Origin of the sequence: Kribbella sindirgiensis, from assembly GCF_004331435.1 — a bacterium.
In the GTDB taxonomy this organism is placed as follows: Bacteria; Actinomycetota; Actinomycetes; order Propionibacteriales; family Kribbellaceae; genus Kribbella; species Kribbella sindirgiensis.
In genome coordinates, this window is the sequence record NZ_SJKA01000008.1 from 222,274 (window position 1) to 239,493 (window position 17,220).

Genomic DNA, 17,220 nt, shown 5'->3' on the forward strand with positions numbered 1-17,220 from the left:
CGGGGGTTGCAGGCTCGACACGAATCCGGGAGCTGAGGGGCCTTGTGCGAAGTGTCGGTTAGGGGAATCGTGGGTGGACCAGGAGGAACGTCATGGCAGACAAGACGAACACTTCCCAAGGCACCGGAGCCGCGCCCGCTGTGGACAGCCCGGCAGCCATCCGCAACGTGGTCCTGGTCGGCCCTTCGGGCTCCGGCAAGACCACCCTCGTCGAGGCCCTGCTGGTGGCCTCCGGAGTCCTGAACAGACCCGGCACCGTCCTGGACGGAACCACCGTGTGCGACTTCGACGACGCCGAGATCCGGCAGCAGCGGTCGGTGGGCCTGTCGCTCGCCTCGCTGCCGCACGACGGCGGCCAGGGCAAGGTCAAGATCAACCTGATCGACACGCCCGGGTACGCCGACTTCGTCGGTGAGCTGCGGGCCGGGCTGCGCGCCGCGGACTGTGCGCTGTTCGTGATCTCGGCGAGCGAGGGCGTCGACGAGCCGACCCGCACGGTCTGGCAGGAGTGCGACCAGGTGGGAATGCCGCGCGCGGTCGTGATCACCAAGCTCGACCACGCCCGCGCGAACTACCAGAATGCGCTCTCCACGGCGCAGACGGCGTTCGGCGACAAGGTCCTGCCGCTCTACCTGCCCGCTGGTGACGGGCTGATCGGGCTGCTGTCCCAGTCGTACTACGAGTACGCCGACGGCAAACGCTCGATCGCGGAGCCGGACCCGTCGTCCGCCGCCGAGATCGAGGAACTGCGCGGCACGCTGATCGAGGGCATCATCGAGGAGTCCGAGGACGAGTCGCTGATGGACCGCTACCTCGAGGGCGAGGAGATCGACCAGAAGGTGCTGATCGAGGACCTCGAACGCGCGGTCGCGCGCGGTTCGTTCTTCCCGGTGATCCCGGTCTGCAGCGCCTCCGGGGTCGGCACGCTGGAGCTGCTCGAGGTGATCACCAGCGGGTTCCCGTCACCGCTCGAGCACAAGCTGCCGGACGTCTTCACCCCGCACGGAGTCGCCCGCCAGGGCCTCACATGCGACACGGCCGGCCCGCTGCTCGCCGAGGTGGTGAAGACGACGTCGGACCCGTACGTCGGCAGGGTCAGCCTGGTGCGGGTGTTCTCCGGCACCATCAGGCCCGACACGACGGTTCACGTGTCGGGCCATTTCACGTCGTTCTTCGGGGACCACAACGGTGGACACGGCGGGGCGACGCACGGGCACGAGGACCACGACGAGGACGAGCGGATCGGCACGCTGTCGTTCCCGCTCGGCAAGACGCAGCGCCCGGCGGGACTCGTGGTCGCCGGTGACCTCTGCGCGATCGGCCGGCTGACCCGCGCGGAGACCGGTGACACGCTCTCCGACAAGGCAGACCCGCTGCTGCTCCGGCCGTGGAACATGCCGGAGCCGTTGCTGCCGATCGCCGTCCAGGCGCATGCGAAGACCGACGAGGACAAGCTCGGCGCCGGCCTGCAGCGCCTGGCGGCCGAGGACCCGACACTACGGATCGAGCAGAACCCCGAGACCCACCAGATCGTCCTGTGGTGCATGGGTGAGGCGCACTCCGACGTCGTACTGGACGCGTTGTCGAACCGGTACGGCGTGACCGTGGACACCGTGGAGCTCCGGGTGCCGCTGCGGGAGACGTTCGGCGGGCCGGCCAAGGGACACGGGCGGCATGTGAAGCAGTCGGGCGGCCATGGTCAGTACGCCGTCTGTGACATCGAGGTCGAACCGCTGCCGGGCGGGTCCGGGTTCGAGTTCGTCGACAAGGTGGTCGGCGGTGCGGTGCCGAGGCAGTTCATCCCGAGTGTCGAGAAGGGCATCCGGGCGCAGATGGAGAAGGGCGTCGGGGCCGGGTACCCGATGGTCGACATCCGGGTCACCTTGCGCGACGGGAAGGCGCACAGCGTCGACTCGTCCGACATGGCGTTCCAAATGGCCGGCGGTCTGGCGCTCCGCGAGGCGGCGGCCGCGACCAAGGTCTCGATGCTGGAGCCGGTCGACCTGGTGTCGGTGCTGGTACCCGACGACCTCGTCGGTGCCGTCATGAGCGACCTGTCCGGGCGTCGCGGGCGGCTGCTCGGGACCGACAAGGTCGGCGAGAACAGGACGCTGGTGAAGGCCGAGGTACCGCAGGTGGAGATCACCCGCTACTCCATCGACCTCCGCTCGCTGTCGCACGGCTCGGCGTCGTTCACCCGCGAGTTCTCCCGCTACGAGGCGATGCCGGACTCGGTCGCGTCCAAACTCAAATGACCTAGTGCCTCGTCACCACTGACTACTCAGCGACGAACCCACCACCACTCCGAGCCATCCTCAACCCACCGACGCCCTCCTCCCCAAACCAGTTTGGGGAGGAGCCCGCACACCAACCGGGGAGCCCCACATCCCGACCCGGGCACGTAAAACACCCCAAACCAGTTTGGGGAACACCAGCACACCAACCGGGGAACCCCACATCCCGACCCGGGCACGTAAAACACCCCAAACCAGTTTGGGGAACACCAGCACACCAACCGGGGAGTCCTGCGTCCCGATCCGGGCAGGTAGGGCTCCCCGAACTGGTTTGGGGCCCATGAGTGCGGGGCGTCGCTGCGCGGGTGTGCGGCGCCGGCCGGGCGAGCTGACTGATTGGCGACCCGGGCGGTTCGGCGGGACCTAGCTCTTGGAGTCGCGGCTGAGGCGGCGGCGTACGTCGCGGGACTTGAGGTACGCCGCCACGTCGTCGTACCGCTCGCTCTGGTTGGCGAACTCGATGTACGAGCGGACGCGGTGCAGCCAGTCGAGGGTCGACGGCTTCACCGCGGCCAGCGCGTCGGTGAGGTGCCGCATCGCGAGCGGTGGCTCTCCGCCGCTCGAGAGCGCCTCGTCGATGACCTTGTCGACGCCGCGCTCGATCAGCGCGCGCAGGTCGGCGCCGCTGAACATCGCGGTCTGACCGGCCAGTGCCTTCAGGTCCAGGCCGTCGGCCGGGACCTCCTTGGTCAGCACGGACAGGATGTCGGCGCGGGCCGGTTCGTCGGGCGGCGGCACGAAGATCACCCGGTCGAACCGGCCGGGGCGCAGCATCGCCTCGTCGACGTCCCACGGCGCGTTGGTCGCGGCGAGCACCAGCAGGCCCTCGTTCTCGGAGCCGATCGCGTCCAGCTCCTGCAGCAGTACGTCGACCAGCCGGCGCGCCTCGGACCCGCCGTGTTTGTGGCGCGCGAAGGCCAGCGCGTCGAGCTCGTCGAGGAACAGCACGCACGGCGCGTTGGCGCGGGCCCGCTCGAAGGCGGCGTGCAGGTTGCGCTCGGAGACCCCGAGGTACGGGTCCATCACGTCCTCGATCCGGACGTTGACGAACGGCAGCCCGCATTCCCCCGCGGTCGCCCGCGCCAGCAGGGTCTTGCCGCAGCCGGGCGGGCCGTACAGCATCACGCCGCCGCCCGACTTCCGCCCGTACTTCTCGTACAGCTCCGGGCGGCTCAACGGGAGGATCACCATCCGGTGGATGACCCGCTTGATCTCCTCCATCCCGCCGACCTGGTCGAAGGTGGTGGTCTCCTTGGGCGTGTCCGGGATCAACGGATCCTGCTCGTCCTCCGGCCCGACCTTGATCCGTACGCCGCTGCGCTCGGCGATCATGCCGTCGACGAGCTGCTGCAGCCGCCCGGTTCCCTCGACGACACCGCGCTGACGTGCTGTTTCGAGCAGGTTCCGCAGCAGGGCGAGCCGCCCGTTCGAGGCGGCCAGTTCACCGACCGGTACGAACTGATCGTCCGGCAGACCGTGCTGATCCAGCAGGACGACGTACTGGTCGAGCGCCTCCTCGGTCTCACCGGCCGTCGCGAGCGACTCGGCGAGCACGAGCCGCAGCAGTACGTCGTCCGGGGCCGCGTCGACCGCCTTGCGCAGGGCCTCGATCCGATCGTTACTCATGATCCCCATTCTCTGTTGACCCAGCGGCGGACCAGCGGTGGGATCACCCAGGAGTAGACGCAGAAGGCCAGCCAGAACAGGGCGAACGCGAAGGACAGCGGCGCGAGGCCGGCCGCGCGGAGGCCGTAGATGACCGCTACCGCGCCGACCCAGACGATCAGCGGATTGACGCGGGCGAACGGGCGCAGCGGAACCATCAGCGGGTGGTTGAACAGCTTCGCCTCGCGGGCGGCGGCGCGCAGGTCCGCGTCACCGGGCTGCGAGGCGGCGGCGGACCGCAGCGAGTTGTATCCGGCACGCGAGTCGCCGGTCAGCATCGACGCCGTACCGTGCAACGCCCGCGCGTTCGGGTCCTCGGGGTCGTACGACAGCGCCTCGGTGCTGTGCCGGTGCATGTCGCGGTCCTTGCCGAGCGCGAACGCGACCTGCGCCCGCGCAGCAGAGACCGCCACGCTCTCCGGCGCGTGCGACGCGGCACGCTCGACCAGGGCGCTCGCCTTCTCGGCTTGTCCGGCCGCCAGGCAGACGTGGGCGTAGCCGAGCAGCAGGTCCGGATCGTTCGGGTCGAGGCTCAGGCCTTGCAGGAACGCGGCCTCGGCCTCGGGCAGCCGGCCCTCCGAACGCAGGGCCGACCCGAGAACGTGCAGCATCGCCGGGAACGGGCCGTGCTGGGCGAGGCCGTCCCGCAGTACGTCGACCGCCTCGGCGTCCCGGTCCAGCGCGTGCAGGGCGGCGCCACGGAACAGGTACGCGCGGTAGTCCACCGCCGCGTCGCCGGACAGCCCCTGCAGTTCGTCGAGCACGCGCTCGGGGCGGCCGATCTGCAGCCAGTGCGCGGCCATCCGCAGCCGCGCCTCACTCGTTTCGTTCACAGCACCACCGTCACCAGGAAGAGGATCAACGCCTCGGCGATCGCGCCGCCGATCGTCACCGCGATCCCCCAGCCCCACAGGGATCCGTAGTCCGCTCCGCGCAACTGGAACGCGCGGTCCATCGGCCGCTGCAGCCGCAACTGCACCAGGCAGCACAGTACGGCGACCACGCGGATGCTCACGCGCAGACCCGAGGTGACGCCGGTGTCGCCGGTGTCGCGTGTGCCGTACAGCAGGACGAACACGCCGATCACCGCGAGCAGGCCGACCAGGCCGGTCAGCAGGATCAGCCGGCGCTTCGCGGCGTCGACACCGAGGCGGCCCGCGTTGAGGAACGCCACGGCCGTGGACGCGAGCACGCCGCCGAAGAACGCGACGTACGTCTGGGACGTCAGGCGCCAGGGACGCGCCGACATGTCCACGCCGGCGCCGACGGTCGGGCGCAGGAGTTCGTCCGGCATCGGGCTCCTCGGGCGGCACGGATGGGCAGGGGTTCGGCTCGCGCAGTGTATAGCCTGTTCCGATGAGCGAGAACTGCATCTTCTGCGGGATCGTGGCCGGTACCGTCCCTTCCACGCAGGTCGCGGAGAACGACCGGGCGATCGCGTTCATGGACATCGCCCCGGCGACGCCCGGGCATCTGCTGGTCATCCCGCGCGCCCACTCGACCGACCTCCGCGAGGCCGCCCCCGAGGACCTCACCGCGGCGACCCTGCTCGCCCAGTCGCTGGTCGGCCGCGTCATCGAGCGCCTCGACGACGCGACCGGCGCGAACCTGCTCAGCTGCATCGGATCGGACGCCTGGCAGTCCGTCTTCCACACCCACCTGCACGTCATCCCCCGCTACCCGACCGACCCGCTCGTCCTGCCGTGGCAGCCGCACTCCGGCGACCCGGACGAGATCAAGGCCGTGCACGCGAAGCTCAGCTGAGCGCGGCGAAGAACTCCCGGAGGTCCTGCGCCAGCAGGTCCGGAGCGTCCTGTGTGGCCCAGTGGCTGCCGCGGTCGAACTCGTGCCAGGACACGATGTTCGCGTGATCCCGCTCGGCGAACCGGCGCAGCGGACGGAAGTCGAAGGCGAAACTGGCCAGACCGGTCGGCACCGTTGTCGGCTCCTTCGGGTGGTCGGCGTGCTTGTCCTCGAAGTAGAAGCGGGCTGACGACGCACCGGTGTTGGTCAGCCAGTAGATCGTCGCGTTGGTGAGGACGTGCTCGTCGGAGCAGGAGCTGAGCAACTGGGCGATCCACGCCAGTTGACCGGTCGGCGAGTCCGCCAGTGCGTGCGCCACGTTTTGTGGCGCCTGCTCCTGCAGCTTCGCGTATGCGCCCAGGTTCTCGTTGAAGAACTGGAGGAACTGCAGATACTTCTGCTCCTCCTCGGTGAGGTTCTCCAGCTCCGTCGGATCACCGGTCGGGAACGAGAACAACTGGGTGACGTGGACGCCGACGACGTGCTCCGGGTCGACCCTGCCGACCTCTGGGGACACGTACGAGCCGCCGTCGTTCCCGTGCGCGCCGTACCGGTCGTAGCCGAGCCGGCGCATCAGCTCAGCCCAGGCGGCGGCTACGCGGTACCTGTTCCAGCCGCGGTCCCTGGTGGGGCCTGAGAAGCCGAAGCCGGGCACCGACGGGATGACCAGGTGGAACGCCTGCTCCCCGTTCTGCGGGTTGGTGAGCGGCTCGATCAGGTCGAAGTACTCCAGCGAGGTGTTCGGCCAGCCGTGGGTCAGGATCAGCGGGATCGCGTTCGGGTCCGCCGAGCGGACGTGGAAGAAGTGCACGTTCTGCCCGTCGATCTCGGTGACGAACTGCGGGTAGGAGTTCAGGCGCTCCTCCCACTTCCGCCAGTCGTACGACGTCAGCCACTGCTCGGCCAGCCGCCGCACGTAGGACAGCGGTACGCCGTACTCCCACTCGGGCGGCAGCGGTCCGGTCTGGACGGCGTCGGTGTAGTCGATGTCGAGCTCGCTCGCCCACCGGGTGCGGGCGAGGCGGTCGCGCAGGTCGTCCAGGTCGGCCTGCGGAATGTCGATGCGGAAGGGCCGGATCGCAGTGTTGCTCGCGTTGTTCGTCATGTCTTCAACCTAGAAGTCCATTAGGCGAGTTAGCTTCCTAATGGTCTGCGAGACTTTCGGACATGATCGAGACCTCGGCGCGGCTGCTGAAGCTGCTCACGTTGTTGCAGTCGCCGCGCGACTGGACGGGCGCCGAGCTGGCCGAGAAGTTGCAGGTCAGCGCGCGGACGGTCCGCAGCGACGTCGAGCGGCTGCGGTCGCTCGGTTATCCGGTCGACGCCACCCGTGGGTCCGTCGGCGGTTACCGGCTCGGGGCGGGGGCCGCGCTGCCGCCGTTGCTGCTGGACGACGACGAGGCCGTGGCGGTGACGATCGGACTCCGGAAGGCCGCCGGTATCGCCGGAGTGGAGGAGATCTCGCTGCGCGCGCTGAGCAAGCTGGAGCAGGTGCTGCCGTCGCGGTTGCGCCGGCGGGTCAACACTCTCGCCGGCTACACGGTGCAGGTGCCGGCGGACGAGGTCGGCCCGCAGGTCGACCCGGAGCTGCTGACGCAGCTGACCGCGCTCTGCCGGGACCGGGAGCAGCTCAGGTTCGACTACCTGGCACATGACGGGTCGGAGACGCTCCGGCGCGTCGAGCCACACCGGGTGGTGAACTGGGGCCGCCGCTGGTACTTGGTCGCCTTTGACGTGGAGAAGCAGGACTGGCGGACGTTCCGGGTCGATCGGGTACGACCGCGAGTTCCGACGGGTCCGCGGTTCGCTCCCCGCGAGCTGCCTGAGGACGGTGACGTGGCGGCGTACGTGTCGCGGCGGGTGTCTGCTGCGGCCTGGCGGTACAGGGCATCCGTTGAGGTCGCCGTACCTGCGTCAGTGCTCGCTGAGCGACTGACGGCTGCAGTGGGGGCGGTCGAGTCGATCGACGACGAGCGGTGTCTGCTGCAGACAGGTGCTGACAGCGTGCAGAGTCTCGCGGTGCATCTCAGTCTGCTCGACGTGGATTTCGTCGTACGGGACGGGCCTCCGGAGCTGACGGCGTACCTGGAGCGGCTGGCGGAGCGCTACCGGTTGGCGACGAGCTCGTAGACGGACAGGAGTTCTGGGAGGAGTACCGACCAGTCGTACTTCAGTGCGGCGGCCAGCCCGACGGACCGGAGCTGCTCGCGCTCATCGGGTCGACGCAGCAGCCGGAGCGCACGGGACGCGAGCTCGCCTGCGTCGCCGGGCTCGAACAACTCCCCCAGCTGCCCGCCCTCCAGCACCTGCCGGAACGCGGGCAGATCACTCGCCAGCACCGGCGCGCCCGCGGCCATCGCCTCCACCAGGACAATGCCGAAGCTCTCGCCACCGAGATGCGGGGCGACGTACACGTCCGAACCGGCCAGCATGTCCGCGCGCGCCTCGTCGTCGATCGCGCCCAGGAACAGCACGTTGTCGTGATACCGCGGCGGCAGCGACCGCCGCGCCCCGTCGGCCTGCCCGGATCCGGCGACCAGGATCTTCAGCCGCGGACGCTCGGCGATCAACGCCGGTACGGCGTCCAGCAGTACGCCGAGGCCCTTGCGCGGCTCGTCCAGCCGGCCCAGGAAGCTGATCGCGCCGTCCTCGCCCATCCACTCCGCGCGCGGGCTGCCCTTGAAGCGCGCGGTGTAGAGGCCGTTCGGGATCACCACGGCCTCGCCACCGATGTGCTGGACCATCATCGAGCGCGCGTTCTCCGAGACCGCGATCCGGGCGTCGATCTTCTCCAGCGCCGGCCGGAGCAGGCTCGACGCCACACTCATCGCCCGGGACCGGACCTGCCAGGTGTGGAACGTGGCGACGAACGGCCCGTCGGCGGACCAGAGCGCGATGATCGACGCGCTCGGCGTGGTCGGTTCGTGGACGTGGACGACGTCGAAGTTCCCGTCGGCGAGCCAGCTCTTCACCCGCGCCGCCGTCCGCGGACCGAACGTGACGCGGGCGATCGACCCGTTGTACGGCACGCCGACGGCACGCCCGGACGAGACGACGTACGGCGGGATCGCGCCGTCGTCGACGGGAGCCAGGACCGACACCTCGTGGCCGAGGGAGAGCAGCGCCTCCGCGAGGTCGCGGACGTGGTTCTGCACCCCGCCGGGCGTGCCCAGCGAGTACGGGCACACCACACCGATCCTCACAGGAGGATTGTTACCCCTCCAGGAAAATCCTTTGCAACATGTGCCAGTCCTGGGGATGGTCGGCGATCCCGCGGGCGAACGCATCCGCGCAGCGCTGGGTCATCATCGCCGCACCGCCCTCGGGGTCGACGACGTCGTGGAAGGTGATCACCAGGTCGCGGCCCTCGTAGTGCAGCGTCGCCGGGATGAGCGGCGCACCCGTCTTCAGACTCAGCGCGGCGGGCCCGGCCGGCATCCGCGACGGCCGCCCGAAGAACGTGACCGGGACACCCCGCTCGGACAGGTCCCGGTCGGCGACCAGGCACACGAATCCCCCGGCCCGCAGGCGATCCGCGAGTACGCCGGTCACGTCGTCGTCACCGCCCGTCAGCGGGAGCACCTCCATGCCGAGCTTCTTGCGGTACGCGATGAAGCGGTCGAACAGCGACTCCGGCCGCAGGCGTTCAGCGACCGTCGACACCGGCATCCCGGTCAGTCCTGCCCAGGCGCCCGCGTGGTCGTAGTTCGCCAGGTGCGGCAGCGCGCAGATCACGCCCTGCCCCGCCGCGTACGCGTCCCGCAGCACCTTCTCGTTGACCGTCCGGACCCGGCCGACGATCTGCTCGCCGGTCCACTCGGGCAGGCGGAACGCTTCCTGCCAGTACCGCAGGTACGACCGCATGCCGGCGTGCGTGAGCTCGTCGAGCTCCTGTGCGGTCGCGTGCGGGCGTACCGCGGCCAGGTTGCCGCGCAGTCGCCGTACGCCGCGGCCGTTGCGGCGGTAGGTGCGGTCGGCGGCCCGCTGGAACAACCACGTGACGGTCCGCTCGGGCAGGCGTCGTACCAGGGTCCAGGCGAGCGCGAAGGCCAGGTCGACCGCCCGGTGCCGGACGCCCTCCATCAGGCCTTGGGGTCCGGCGGCTGGGGTGGCTGGGGTGGCTGGTTGTCAAGGCCCGCGTCGGCCGGGTTGGCCAGGACCTGTTTGCGCACCGAGAGCGACCGCTGGATCACCGTGATCGTGCTCGCCGCGGCGACGTACCAGATCACGATCTCGAGCAGGATCGGCAGGTCGAAGAGGTCGGAGAAGAACGCCAGGACCAGCGTGAAGACCAGACGGTCGGCGCGCTCGGCGAGGCCGCCGCTCGCCTTCAGGCCGAGGCTTTCCGCCTTGGCCCGCGCGTACGACGTGACCGCGCCCATCACCAGCGCCCATAACGTCACGGCCGCCATCAGGGTCGAGTCGCCGGCCTGCGAGTTCGCGTAGTACATCACCAGGCCGCCGTAGACCGCGCCGTCGGCGATCCGGTCCAGCGTCGAGTCCAGGAACGAGCCCCACTTCCCCGACGTCCCCGACGTCCGGGCCATGTAGCCGTCGATCAGGTCCGAGAACACGAACAGCGTGATGACCAGCACGCCGATCCACAGCTGGCCGCGTGGGAAGAAGATCAGCGCCCCGGCGGACACACCGATGGTGCCCACCAGCGTGACCACGTCGGCGCTCACGCCGAGCTTGAGCAGGAGGGTGGCGATCGGCGTGATCACCTTGGTCCAGAACTGCCGGAATCTGTTAAGCATGGCGACGCGATCGTAGTTCACTCGGATGGCGATCCGGTGATTAGGCACGGGTTTCGGCCTGCGGGGGGCCTGCTCGCGGAGGATGCTGGTGGGTGAGGAGGTGACCGCCATGCGCCGGAGGGAGCTCGCGGGTGCGCTCGTGCTCGTCCTCGCGGCGGGCGGTTGCTCGGTGGCGCAGCGCGCGAACGGCACCGCTCCGAACCCGCTGCCACCCTCCGTGATCGTCCCCACCGCGATCGCTCCCCAGCAGGCCGAGGGCCTGGACGGTACGGCGGGAGCGCCCGGGCCACAGGTCTGCACGGCGATCACGCGCACGCTCACCGCCCAACTCCGGCTCCCGGTGATCGCGAAGCCGAACTCCTGGAACGACGGCGGCCTCCCCGCCATGGACCTGTGCACCCTGCTCCTCGAGGACCGGGCCGTGACGATCGGGGTAAGTGCGCTGCCCAGTCAGCCGGATTCGCTCAGCCGGCTGATGAACGGCGCCGGCGGCGTCGAATCGCTGCCCGAACTCGGACCGGAGGCCCTGATCGGCGAATCGCGGCTCGTGTTCCACGCCGGCGACCGCGCGGTCCGGATCACACCGGCCGGCGGCATCGACCGCGGTACGGCGGACGGGATCGACCGCGTGAAGGCCATCGCGATCGCGCTGGCCGCACAGGACGCCGTACCGCGGAGTTTGCGGCCCGCACGGCAGTCGGACGAGACGTGTCAGCTGGCCACGTCGGCCGCCGAGCGGTTCATCCGGCTGCAGGTGCAGCTGCGGCGGGACTACCGGGTGAAGGGCGCGCTCACCTGCATCTGGGGAACGTACGACGCGACTGTGTCGATCGTGGAGGCGTTCGACCAGCCGACGATCCCGGAAGCACAACGGGTGCCACCGCCGCGGTTCGCGCCGATCGGGCAGCCCGGCTACTACCTTCCGGAAGAGGGCGAACTCGTGTTCCGTCAGGGGCGTCGGGTGGTTCGCGTGACCGCCCTGACGAACCCGCCGCGCGCGGTCACGCTGGCAACCCTCACGGACCTCGTCGACCCCATGCTTCCCCTGTTCCTGCGCTGAACTTTCCGGTCCATACCAGCGTCCAACCTCCATCTATCAGCAATGGGGGTGGTGGAAATGCGCACGCTTGTCAGGTACGGCGGGTTGATGGCCGCCGCAACGCTCACCACGGGACTGCTCACGACCGGCACGGCGACGGCGGAGCAGAGCGGGACGACGGCGCCGTGCACGATCTCGGTCGGCTCGGTCACAGCCGGCGGGGATCACCGGATGCAGACCTTCTCGGCGACCGCACCGGTCACGAAGGTCACCGACAAGATCGTCGCGAAGGACGTCTTCCCCGACGGTCAGACCAGGATGAGCGCGGCCGTCCGGTACGGCCCGGGCGAGGGCTCGGAGCTGCACACCGGCCAGGTGGTTCTGGGATCGGTCCTGTACGACTTCTCGTACCGGACGCCGACGGGCGGCGGGACGGTGTCGCAGAAGCAGCTCACGCGGGTCGGGCCGGGGTGGGACGGTTACAAGACCCTCGATCGGTCGACGGTCGGCTCGCGAAGCGTCGAGTGGTCGATGCGGAACGACGGCTACGAGCTGGATCGCCGTACCGTCAAGACCGACGCCAACGGGCGGGTCTACCGGCACCACGACGGCTGGGTGTCGAACTTCCGCGGCGTGAAGGGCATGGCGCTGATCAGCCAGACGGCGTCGTACGACACGTTCCTGATGACGCACACCACCGGGCGGCTCTACACCGCACGGCTCGCGCGCGTCAGCGGGCACATCATCCCGTCGGTGGTGAAACCGATCCGGATGTCGACGTGGCAGGTGTTCGAGACGCTCGTCGCAGCGCCCTGCGGCCAGGGAACCGTCGTCCTCGCCATCGACCGCGACACCGGCAACGCCTACCTCTACTCCATGGGCCACGCCAACGGCCTGTCGACACCCATCAAGGGCCTCGGCAAGGCTCCGGGGACGTTCAAGGACCCGGTCTACTTCAGCTGGACGAAGTTCGGCGACCCGCCGCTCTTCGGCGAGTGATCTGGGGGACAAATGAAGAACTGGACGAAGTACGGCGCAGTTCTGGCCGCGGGGGTTCTCAGCGCCGGTCTCCTGACCGGACCGGCAGCAGCACAACCTGCCCGCACCTGTGGACTCAACCTCGGGGCCATCACGGCGGGCGGCGATCACCGCGAGGTGGTCATCACGGACGACGGCTATGTGGCCGACAACTGGATCGTTGCCAAGGACCTCTTTCCCGACGGCCAGGTCCGGCTGAGCGCGACGCTCCGGTACGGGTCCGCTGAGGTCGGCGGGATGGCGCACCAGGGCCCGGTCATCATGGGCTCGACCATGTACGACAGCAGCTACGTGACGGCGAACGGGACGGGCGCCGTGACCGAGCGGCAGCTCACCAGGGTCGGGCCCGGGTGGCAGGTGTACCGGAGTCTCGACCGGTCGACCTACCTCACCGCGACCACGCAGCGGGACACGGAGTACTCACTGCACAACGACGGCACGCTGTACCGCAGGAACGTCACCTACAAGAACGGTGTGGCGAGCCGGCAGATCACGGGATGGCAGTCCGGCTACCGGGGTGTCAAGGCGATGACGCTGATCAGCCAGACGGCGACGTACGACACGTTCCTGATGACGCTGACCTCCGGCAAGCTCTACACCGCTCGGCTGCCGTTGGCCGGCGGGCACATCATCCCGGGGGTCGTGAAGCAGGTCCGGGGCTCGACGTGGCAGGGGTTCGAGACGTTGGTCGCGGCGGCGTGCGACGACGGCGTACTGCTCCTCGGCATCGACAAGGACACCGGGTCCGCCTACCTTTACAAGGTTGGTCACGCCAACGGTGCCGCGACGCCGATCAGCATGATCAAGAAGGTGGCCGGTACGTTCAAGGATCCGGTCTACTTCCACTGGCAGTTGTTCACCGGTGAGCGGCTGGCCGGCGACTGAGCTGACCAATTGCCGTTGATTCAAAGGTTCGGCCCGGCTCTTCGGAGTCGGGCCGAACTTTTTCGGTCATGGCCGCATCTCACTGCCGTCCGATACACACGAGCAGGGGGAAACAGCATGATCAAGTGGGCCAGGTACGGCGGAGCGGTCGCGGCCGGGGTTGTCAGCGCGGCCTTGCTGGGCGGGGGTTTCGCCGCGGCACAGCCCACCGGCGGGGCGAGCACGTCCGGCGCCACGTGCAGTATCAAGGCCGGTTCGGTGACGGCGGGCGGGGACCATCGGCTGCAGACGTTCGGCACCGACGCCGCGAAGATCGAGGACAAAATCGTTGCCAAGGACATCTACCCGGACGGGCAGGTGCGGTTGAGCGCGACGATGCGGTTCGGTGCGACGGAGGTCGGCGGTGACGCGCACACCGGTCCGGTCATCATGGGGTCGAGCCTGTACGACACGTCGTACCTGACGCCGGCCGGTGGGGGCACGGTCTCGCAGAAGCAGGTCACCCGCGTGGGTGGCGGCTGGGACGTGTACCGGTCGCTCGACCGGTCGACCGTGGTCACCGCGACCACGCAGCGGGACACCGAGTACTCGCTGCACACCGACGGCACGCTGTACCGCCGCAACGTCGTCACCAAGGACGGCGTCACGAGCCGGCAGGTCACCGGCTGGCAGTCCGGGTACAGCGGGGTGAAGGCGATGACGCTCATCAGCCAGACCTCGACGTACGACACGTTCCTGATGACGACGACCAGCGGCAAGCTGTACACCGCCCGGCTGCCGCTGGCCGGCGGACAGGTCATCCCGGGTGTGGTGAAGGAGGTCCGCGGCTCGACCTGGCAGGGCTTCGAGTCGCTGGTCGCGGCGCCGTGCGGCGACGGCACGCTGCTCCTGGCGATCGACAAGGACAGCGCCTCCGGCTACCTGTACCACGTGGGTCACGCCAACGGCACCGCCACGACGATCGCGTCGCTCGGCAAGGCCGCGGGCACCTTCACCGACCCGACGTACTTCCTCTGGAAGAACTTCACCGGCCAGGACCTCAACGGCGAGTGATGCTCTGAATGAATCGCCCCACCCTCGGGTGGGGCGATTCGTGCGTTACGGCCAGGACTTCGCGAGCAGCGCGCGGGTGTCCGGGAGGAGTTGGGGCAGGACTTTCGTGTGGGCGATGGCGGGCATGAAGTTGGTGTCGCCCGCCCAGCGCGGGACCACGTGCTGGTGCAGGTGGGCGGCGATGCCGGCGCCGGCGATCTCGCCCTGGTTCATGCCGATGTTGAAGCCGTGCGCCCCAGACACCGTGCGGATCGCCTGCATCGCCTGCCGGGTCAGGGTCGAGACGTCGGCGACCTCCGCCTCGGTCAGCTCGGTGTAGTCGGCGACGTGCCGGTAGGGCACGACCATCAGGTGTCCCGGGTTGTACGGGTACAGGTTCAGGACGGCGTACGCCGCCGCACCTCGATGCACGATCAGCGCATCCACGTCCGTCAGCCCCGGCAACCGGCAGAACGGACAGCCCGCACCGGCCTCGTCGCTGGTGGGCTTGTTCTCGCCCTCGATGTAGGCCATCCGGTGCGGCGTCCACAACCGCATGAACGGGTCAGGCACCCCGACCCCGTCCTGCCGCACCACGTCCTCAGGTGTGTACGGCGAGTCGGGGGTGTCCGTCATACCTGCACGCGCTTCTGCACGGACTCGACGATCTCGGCGACGGCGTCGGCGATCGGTACGCCGTTCTTCTGGGTGCCGTCGCGGTAGCGGAAGGAGACCGAGCCGCCGGCCATGTCCTCGTCGCCGGCGATCAGCATGTACGGGACCTTGGCCTTCTGGGCGTTCCGGATCTTCTTCTGCATCCGGTCGTCGGACGCGTCGACCTCGATCCGGATCCCCTGCGCCTTCAGCTGCCGGGCGATCTCGAACAGGTAGTCGACGTGCCCGTCGGTGATCGGGATGCCGATCACCTGGACCGGGGCCAGCCACGGCGGGAACACGCCGGCGTAGTGCTCGGTCAGCACCGCCACGAACCGCTCGATCGAACCGAACAGCGCGCGGTGGATCATCACCGGCCGCTGCCGGGAGCCGTCCGGCGCGGTGTACTCCAGCTCGAACCGCTCCGGCAGGTTGAAGTCCAGCTGGATCGTCGACATCTGCCAGGTCCGGCCGATCGCGTCCCGGGTCTGGACGGAGATCTTCGGACCGTAGAACGCGGCGCCGCCCGGGTCCGGGACCAGCTCCAGACCGGAGCCCTCGGCGACCTCCCGGAGCGTCTCGGTGGCCTCCTCCCAGACCTCGTCGGAGCCGACGAACTTGTCCGGGTTCTTGGTGGAGAGCTCGAGGTAGAAGTCGTCCAGGCCGTAGTCGGCGAGCAGGCCGAGCACGAACGTCAGCAGGTTGCGCAGCTCGTCGCGCATCTGCTCACGGGTGCAGTAGATGTGCGCGTCGTCCTGGGTGAAGCCGCGGGCGCGGGTCATACCGTGCACGACGCCGGACTTCTCCAGCCGGTAGACCGTGCCGAACTCGAACAGCCGCAGCGGCAGCTCCCGGTACGACCGGCCGCGGGCCGCGAAGATCAGGTTGTGCATCGGGCAGTTCATCGGCTTCAGGTAGTAGTCCTGACCCTGCTTGCGGATCTGCCCGTCCGCGCCGCGCTCCTCGTCCAGGTGCATGGGCGGGTACATGCCGTCGGCGTACCAGTCCAGGTGACCGGAGGTCTCGAACAGCTGGCCCTTGGTGATGTGCGGTGAGTAGACGAACTCGTAGTCGTCCTCGACGTGCCGCCGGCGGGAGTAGTCCTCCATCACCTTCCGCAGCACACCGCCCTTGGGGTGGAACACCGCGAGACCGGAGCCGATCTCGTCCGGGAAGCTGAACAGGTCGAGCTCTGTGCCGAGCTTGCGGTGGTCGCGCTTCGCGGCCTCCTCAAGCCTGGTCAGGTACGCCTTGAGCTCGTCCCGCGACTCCCAGGCGGTGCCGTAGATCCGCTGCAGCTGCGGGTTCTTCTCACTCCCCCGCCAGTACGCCGCCGCCGTACGCATCAGCTTGAAGTTGCCGAGGTACCCGGTGGCAGGGACGTGCGGGCCGCGGCAGAGGTCCTTCCAGGCGACGCTGTCGTCGCGCCGGACGTTGTCGTAGATCGTCAGCTCGCCCTGTCCGACCTCTACGGATGCTCCCTCGGCCGCGTCCGCCGCGGAGCCCTTGATACCGATCAGCTCCAGCTTGTACGGCTCGGCGGCCAGCTCGGTGCGCGCGTCGTCGTCGGAGACCACCCGGCGGCTGAACCGCTGCCGCTCCTTGATGATCTGCTGCATCTTCTTCTCGAGCTTGGTCAGGTCCTCCGGCGTGAACGGCGTCGGTACGTCGAAGTCGTAGTAGAACCCGTTCTCCACCGGCGGGCCGATGCCGAGCTTGGCCTCCGGGAACAGGTCCTGCACCGCCTGCGCGAGGACGTGCGCGGTCGAGTGCCGGATGATCGCCCGGCCGTCCTCCGACGCCGCCTTGACCGGCTCGATCTCGTCGCCGTCGGCGACCACCCGGGACAGGTCCCGCAGCTCACCGTTGACCCGGGCGGCGATGGCGGAGCGGTCCTGGCCGAAGATCTCGGCGAACAGCTCCCCGATCGTCGTCGTCTCGGTCACACTCCGCTCAGCCTCGCCCTCGACGCCGATCAGGTGGACCTTGACTTCCGACACGTTCACTCCCAGGGTCTCGACCAGCCGATTACCGGTCACGGACAGATGGTATC

At 69.2% G+C, this 17,220-nt stretch carries 16 protein-coding genes; 7 read left to right on the plus strand and 9 right to left on the minus strand.

The window, feature by feature from the left end; all coding sequences use genetic code 11:
- Window positions 1-92 precede the first annotated feature (92 nt).
- Complete coding sequence (locus tag E0H50_RS24390) at window positions 93-2,255, plus strand: elongation factor G-like protein EF-G2 (protein ID WP_131292469.1); 2,163 nt, start codon at window positions 93-95, stop codon at window positions 2,253-2,255.
- 402 nt (window positions 2,256-2,657) lie between these two features.
- Here E0H50_RS24390 and E0H50_RS24395 read toward each other — a convergent pair whose 3' ends face one another.
- The 3 genes from E0H50_RS24395 to E0H50_RS24405 are packed head-to-tail and all read right to left on the minus strand — an operon-like array spanning window position 2,658 to window position 5,253.
- A complete protein-coding gene (locus E0H50_RS24395; protein ID WP_131292472.1) occupies window positions 2,658-3,920 on the minus strand; it encodes a tetratricopeptide repeat protein in 1,263 nt (420 codons plus the stop codon).
- Window positions 3,917-4,792, minus strand: coding sequence for a tetratricopeptide repeat protein (locus E0H50_RS24400; protein WP_131292475.1), 876 nt, complete (start codon window positions 4,790-4,792; stop codon window positions 3,917-3,919). The genes E0H50_RS24395 and E0H50_RS24400 overlap by 4 nt, the downstream gene beginning before the upstream one ends.
- Window positions 4,789-5,253, minus strand: a complete 465-nt coding sequence (locus E0H50_RS24405) for a hypothetical protein (protein ID WP_131292478.1) — start codon at window positions 5,251-5,253, stop codon at window positions 4,789-4,791. The genes E0H50_RS24400 and E0H50_RS24405 overlap by 4 nt, the downstream gene beginning before the upstream one ends.
- A 62-nt stretch (window positions 5,254-5,315) precedes the next feature.
- Here E0H50_RS24405 and E0H50_RS24410 point away from each other — a divergent pair, with 62 nt between their 5' ends.
- A complete protein-coding gene (locus tag E0H50_RS24410) occupies window positions 5,316-5,723 on the plus strand; it encodes an HIT family protein (RefSeq protein ID WP_131292481.1) in 408 nt (135 codons plus the stop codon).
- On the opposite strand, the gene E0H50_RS24415 is transcribed toward E0H50_RS24410, so the two are convergent.
- Window positions 5,716-6,867, minus strand: coding sequence for an epoxide hydrolase family protein (locus E0H50_RS24415; protein WP_131292485.1), 1,152 nt, complete (start codon window positions 6,865-6,867; stop codon window positions 5,716-5,718). The two genes, E0H50_RS24410 and E0H50_RS24415, sit on opposite strands and share 8 nt — an antisense overlap.
- A 62-nt stretch (window positions 6,868-6,929) precedes the next feature.
- On the opposite strand from E0H50_RS24415, the gene E0H50_RS24420 reads away from it, so the two are divergent.
- Window positions 6,930-7,892 (plus strand): helix-turn-helix transcriptional regulator, encoded by a 963-nt coding sequence (locus tag E0H50_RS24420; RefSeq protein WP_131292488.1) that lies wholly within the window; start codon window positions 6,930-6,932, stop codon window positions 7,890-7,892.
- On the opposite strand, the gene E0H50_RS24425 is transcribed toward E0H50_RS24420, so the two are convergent.
- Genes E0H50_RS24425 through pgsA form a run of 3 tightly spaced genes read right to left on the minus strand, consistent with a single transcriptional unit; the run spans window position 7,868 to window position 10,519 of the window.
- Entirely contained in the window at window positions 7,868-8,965 is a 1,098-nt protein-coding gene (locus E0H50_RS24425; RefSeq protein WP_131292491.1) for a glycosyltransferase family 4 protein, read from the minus strand. The genes E0H50_RS24420 and E0H50_RS24425 overlap by 25 nt on opposite strands.
- A gap of 10 nt (window positions 8,966-8,975) precedes the next feature.
- Window positions 8,976-9,845 (minus strand): phosphatidylinositol mannoside acyltransferase, encoded by an 870-nt coding sequence (locus tag E0H50_RS24430; protein ID WP_131292493.1) that lies wholly within the window; start codon window positions 9,843-9,845, stop codon window positions 8,976-8,978.
- Window positions 9,845-10,519, minus strand: coding sequence for a phosphatidylinositol phosphate synthase (gene pgsA, locus E0H50_RS24435; protein WP_131292496.1), 675 nt, complete (start codon window positions 10,517-10,519; stop codon window positions 9,845-9,847). Before pgsA ends, E0H50_RS24430 begins: the two co-directional genes overlap by 1 nt.
- Before the next feature lie 109 nt (window positions 10,520-10,628).
- Between pgsA and E0H50_RS24440 the strand changes: the two genes are divergently transcribed.
- The 4 genes from E0H50_RS24440 to E0H50_RS24455 all read left to right on the plus strand — a co-directional run bounded on the left by E0H50_RS24440 (window position 10,629) and on the right by E0H50_RS24455 (window position 14,534).
- A complete protein-coding gene (locus E0H50_RS24440; protein WP_238151178.1) occupies window positions 10,629-11,579 on the plus strand; it encodes a hypothetical protein in 951 nt (316 codons plus the stop codon).
- Between the two features lie 57 nt (window positions 11,580-11,636).
- Entirely contained in the window at window positions 11,637-12,557 is a 921-nt protein-coding gene (locus tag E0H50_RS24445) for a hypothetical protein (RefSeq protein WP_131292499.1), read from the plus strand.
- A 12-nt stretch (window positions 12,558-12,569) separates the two neighbouring features.
- Window positions 12,570-13,481 carry a hypothetical protein gene (locus E0H50_RS24450; protein WP_131292502.1) on the plus strand — a complete coding sequence of 304 codons (912 nt, stop codon included), beginning with the start codon at window positions 12,570-12,572 and terminating at the stop codon, window positions 13,479-13,481.
- A 117-nt stretch (window positions 13,482-13,598) separates the two neighbouring features.
- Window positions 13,599-14,534 carry a hypothetical protein gene (locus E0H50_RS24455; protein WP_131292504.1) on the plus strand — a complete coding sequence of 312 codons (936 nt, stop codon included), beginning with the start codon at window positions 13,599-13,601 and terminating at the stop codon, window positions 14,532-14,534.
- 45 nt (window positions 14,535-14,579) lie between these two features.
- Here the strand turns inward: E0H50_RS24455 and E0H50_RS24460 are convergent, their stop codons facing one another.
- Window positions 14,580-15,149, minus strand: coding sequence for an HIT family protein (locus E0H50_RS24460; protein ID WP_131292507.1), 570 nt, complete (start codon window positions 15,147-15,149; stop codon window positions 14,580-14,582).
- Window positions 15,146-17,167: a threonine--tRNA ligase gene (gene thrS / locus E0H50_RS24465; protein ID WP_131292712.1), complete on the minus strand. Its 2,022-nt coding sequence runs from the start codon at window positions 17,165-17,167 to the stop codon at window positions 15,146-15,148. Before thrS ends, E0H50_RS24460 begins: the two co-directional genes overlap by 4 nt.
- Window positions 17,168-17,220 lie beyond the last annotated feature (53 nt).

Coding starts and splice junctions, on each gene's coding strand:
- E0H50_RS24390 (WP_131292469.1), top strand. CDS start 93: ATGGCAGACAAGACGAACACTTCCCAAGGCACCGGAGCCGCGCCCGCT.
- E0H50_RS24395 (WP_131292472.1), bottom strand. CDS start 3,920: ATGAGTAACGATCGGATCGAGGCCCTGCGCAAGGCGGTCGACGCGGCC.
- E0H50_RS24405 (WP_131292478.1), bottom strand. CDS start 5,253: ATGCCGGACGAACTCCTGCGCCCGACCGTCGGCGCCGGCGTGGACATG.
- E0H50_RS24410 (WP_131292481.1), top strand. CDS start 5,316: ATGAGCGAGAACTGCATCTTCTGCGGGATCGTGGCCGGTACCGTCCCT.
- E0H50_RS24415 (WP_131292485.1), bottom strand. CDS start 6,867: ATGACGAACAACGCGAGCAACACTGCGATCCGGCCCTTCCGCATCGAC.
- E0H50_RS24420 (WP_131292488.1), top strand. CDS start 6,930: ATGATCGAGACCTCGGCGCGGCTGCTGAAGCTGCTCACGTTGTTGCAG.
- E0H50_RS24430 (WP_131292493.1), bottom strand. CDS start 9,845: ATGGAGGGCGTCCGGCACCGGGCGGTCGACCTGGCCTTCGCGCTCGCC.
- pgsA (WP_131292496.1), bottom strand. CDS start 10,519: ATGCTTAACAGATTCCGGCAGTTCTGGACCAAGGTGATCACGCCGATC.
- E0H50_RS24440 (WP_238151178.1), top strand. CDS start 10,629: ATGCGCCGGAGGGAGCTCGCGGGTGCGCTCGTGCTCGTCCTCGCGGCG.
- E0H50_RS24445 (WP_131292499.1), top strand. CDS start 11,637: ATGCGCACGCTTGTCAGGTACGGCGGGTTGATGGCCGCCGCAACGCTC.
- E0H50_RS24450 (WP_131292502.1), top strand. CDS start 12,570: ATGAAGAACTGGACGAAGTACGGCGCAGTTCTGGCCGCGGGGGTTCTC.
- E0H50_RS24455 (WP_131292504.1), top strand. CDS start 13,599: ATGATCAAGTGGGCCAGGTACGGCGGAGCGGTCGCGGCCGGGGTTGTC.
- E0H50_RS24460 (WP_131292507.1), bottom strand. CDS start 15,149: ATGACGGACACCCCCGACTCGCCGTACACACCTGAGGACGTGGTGCGG.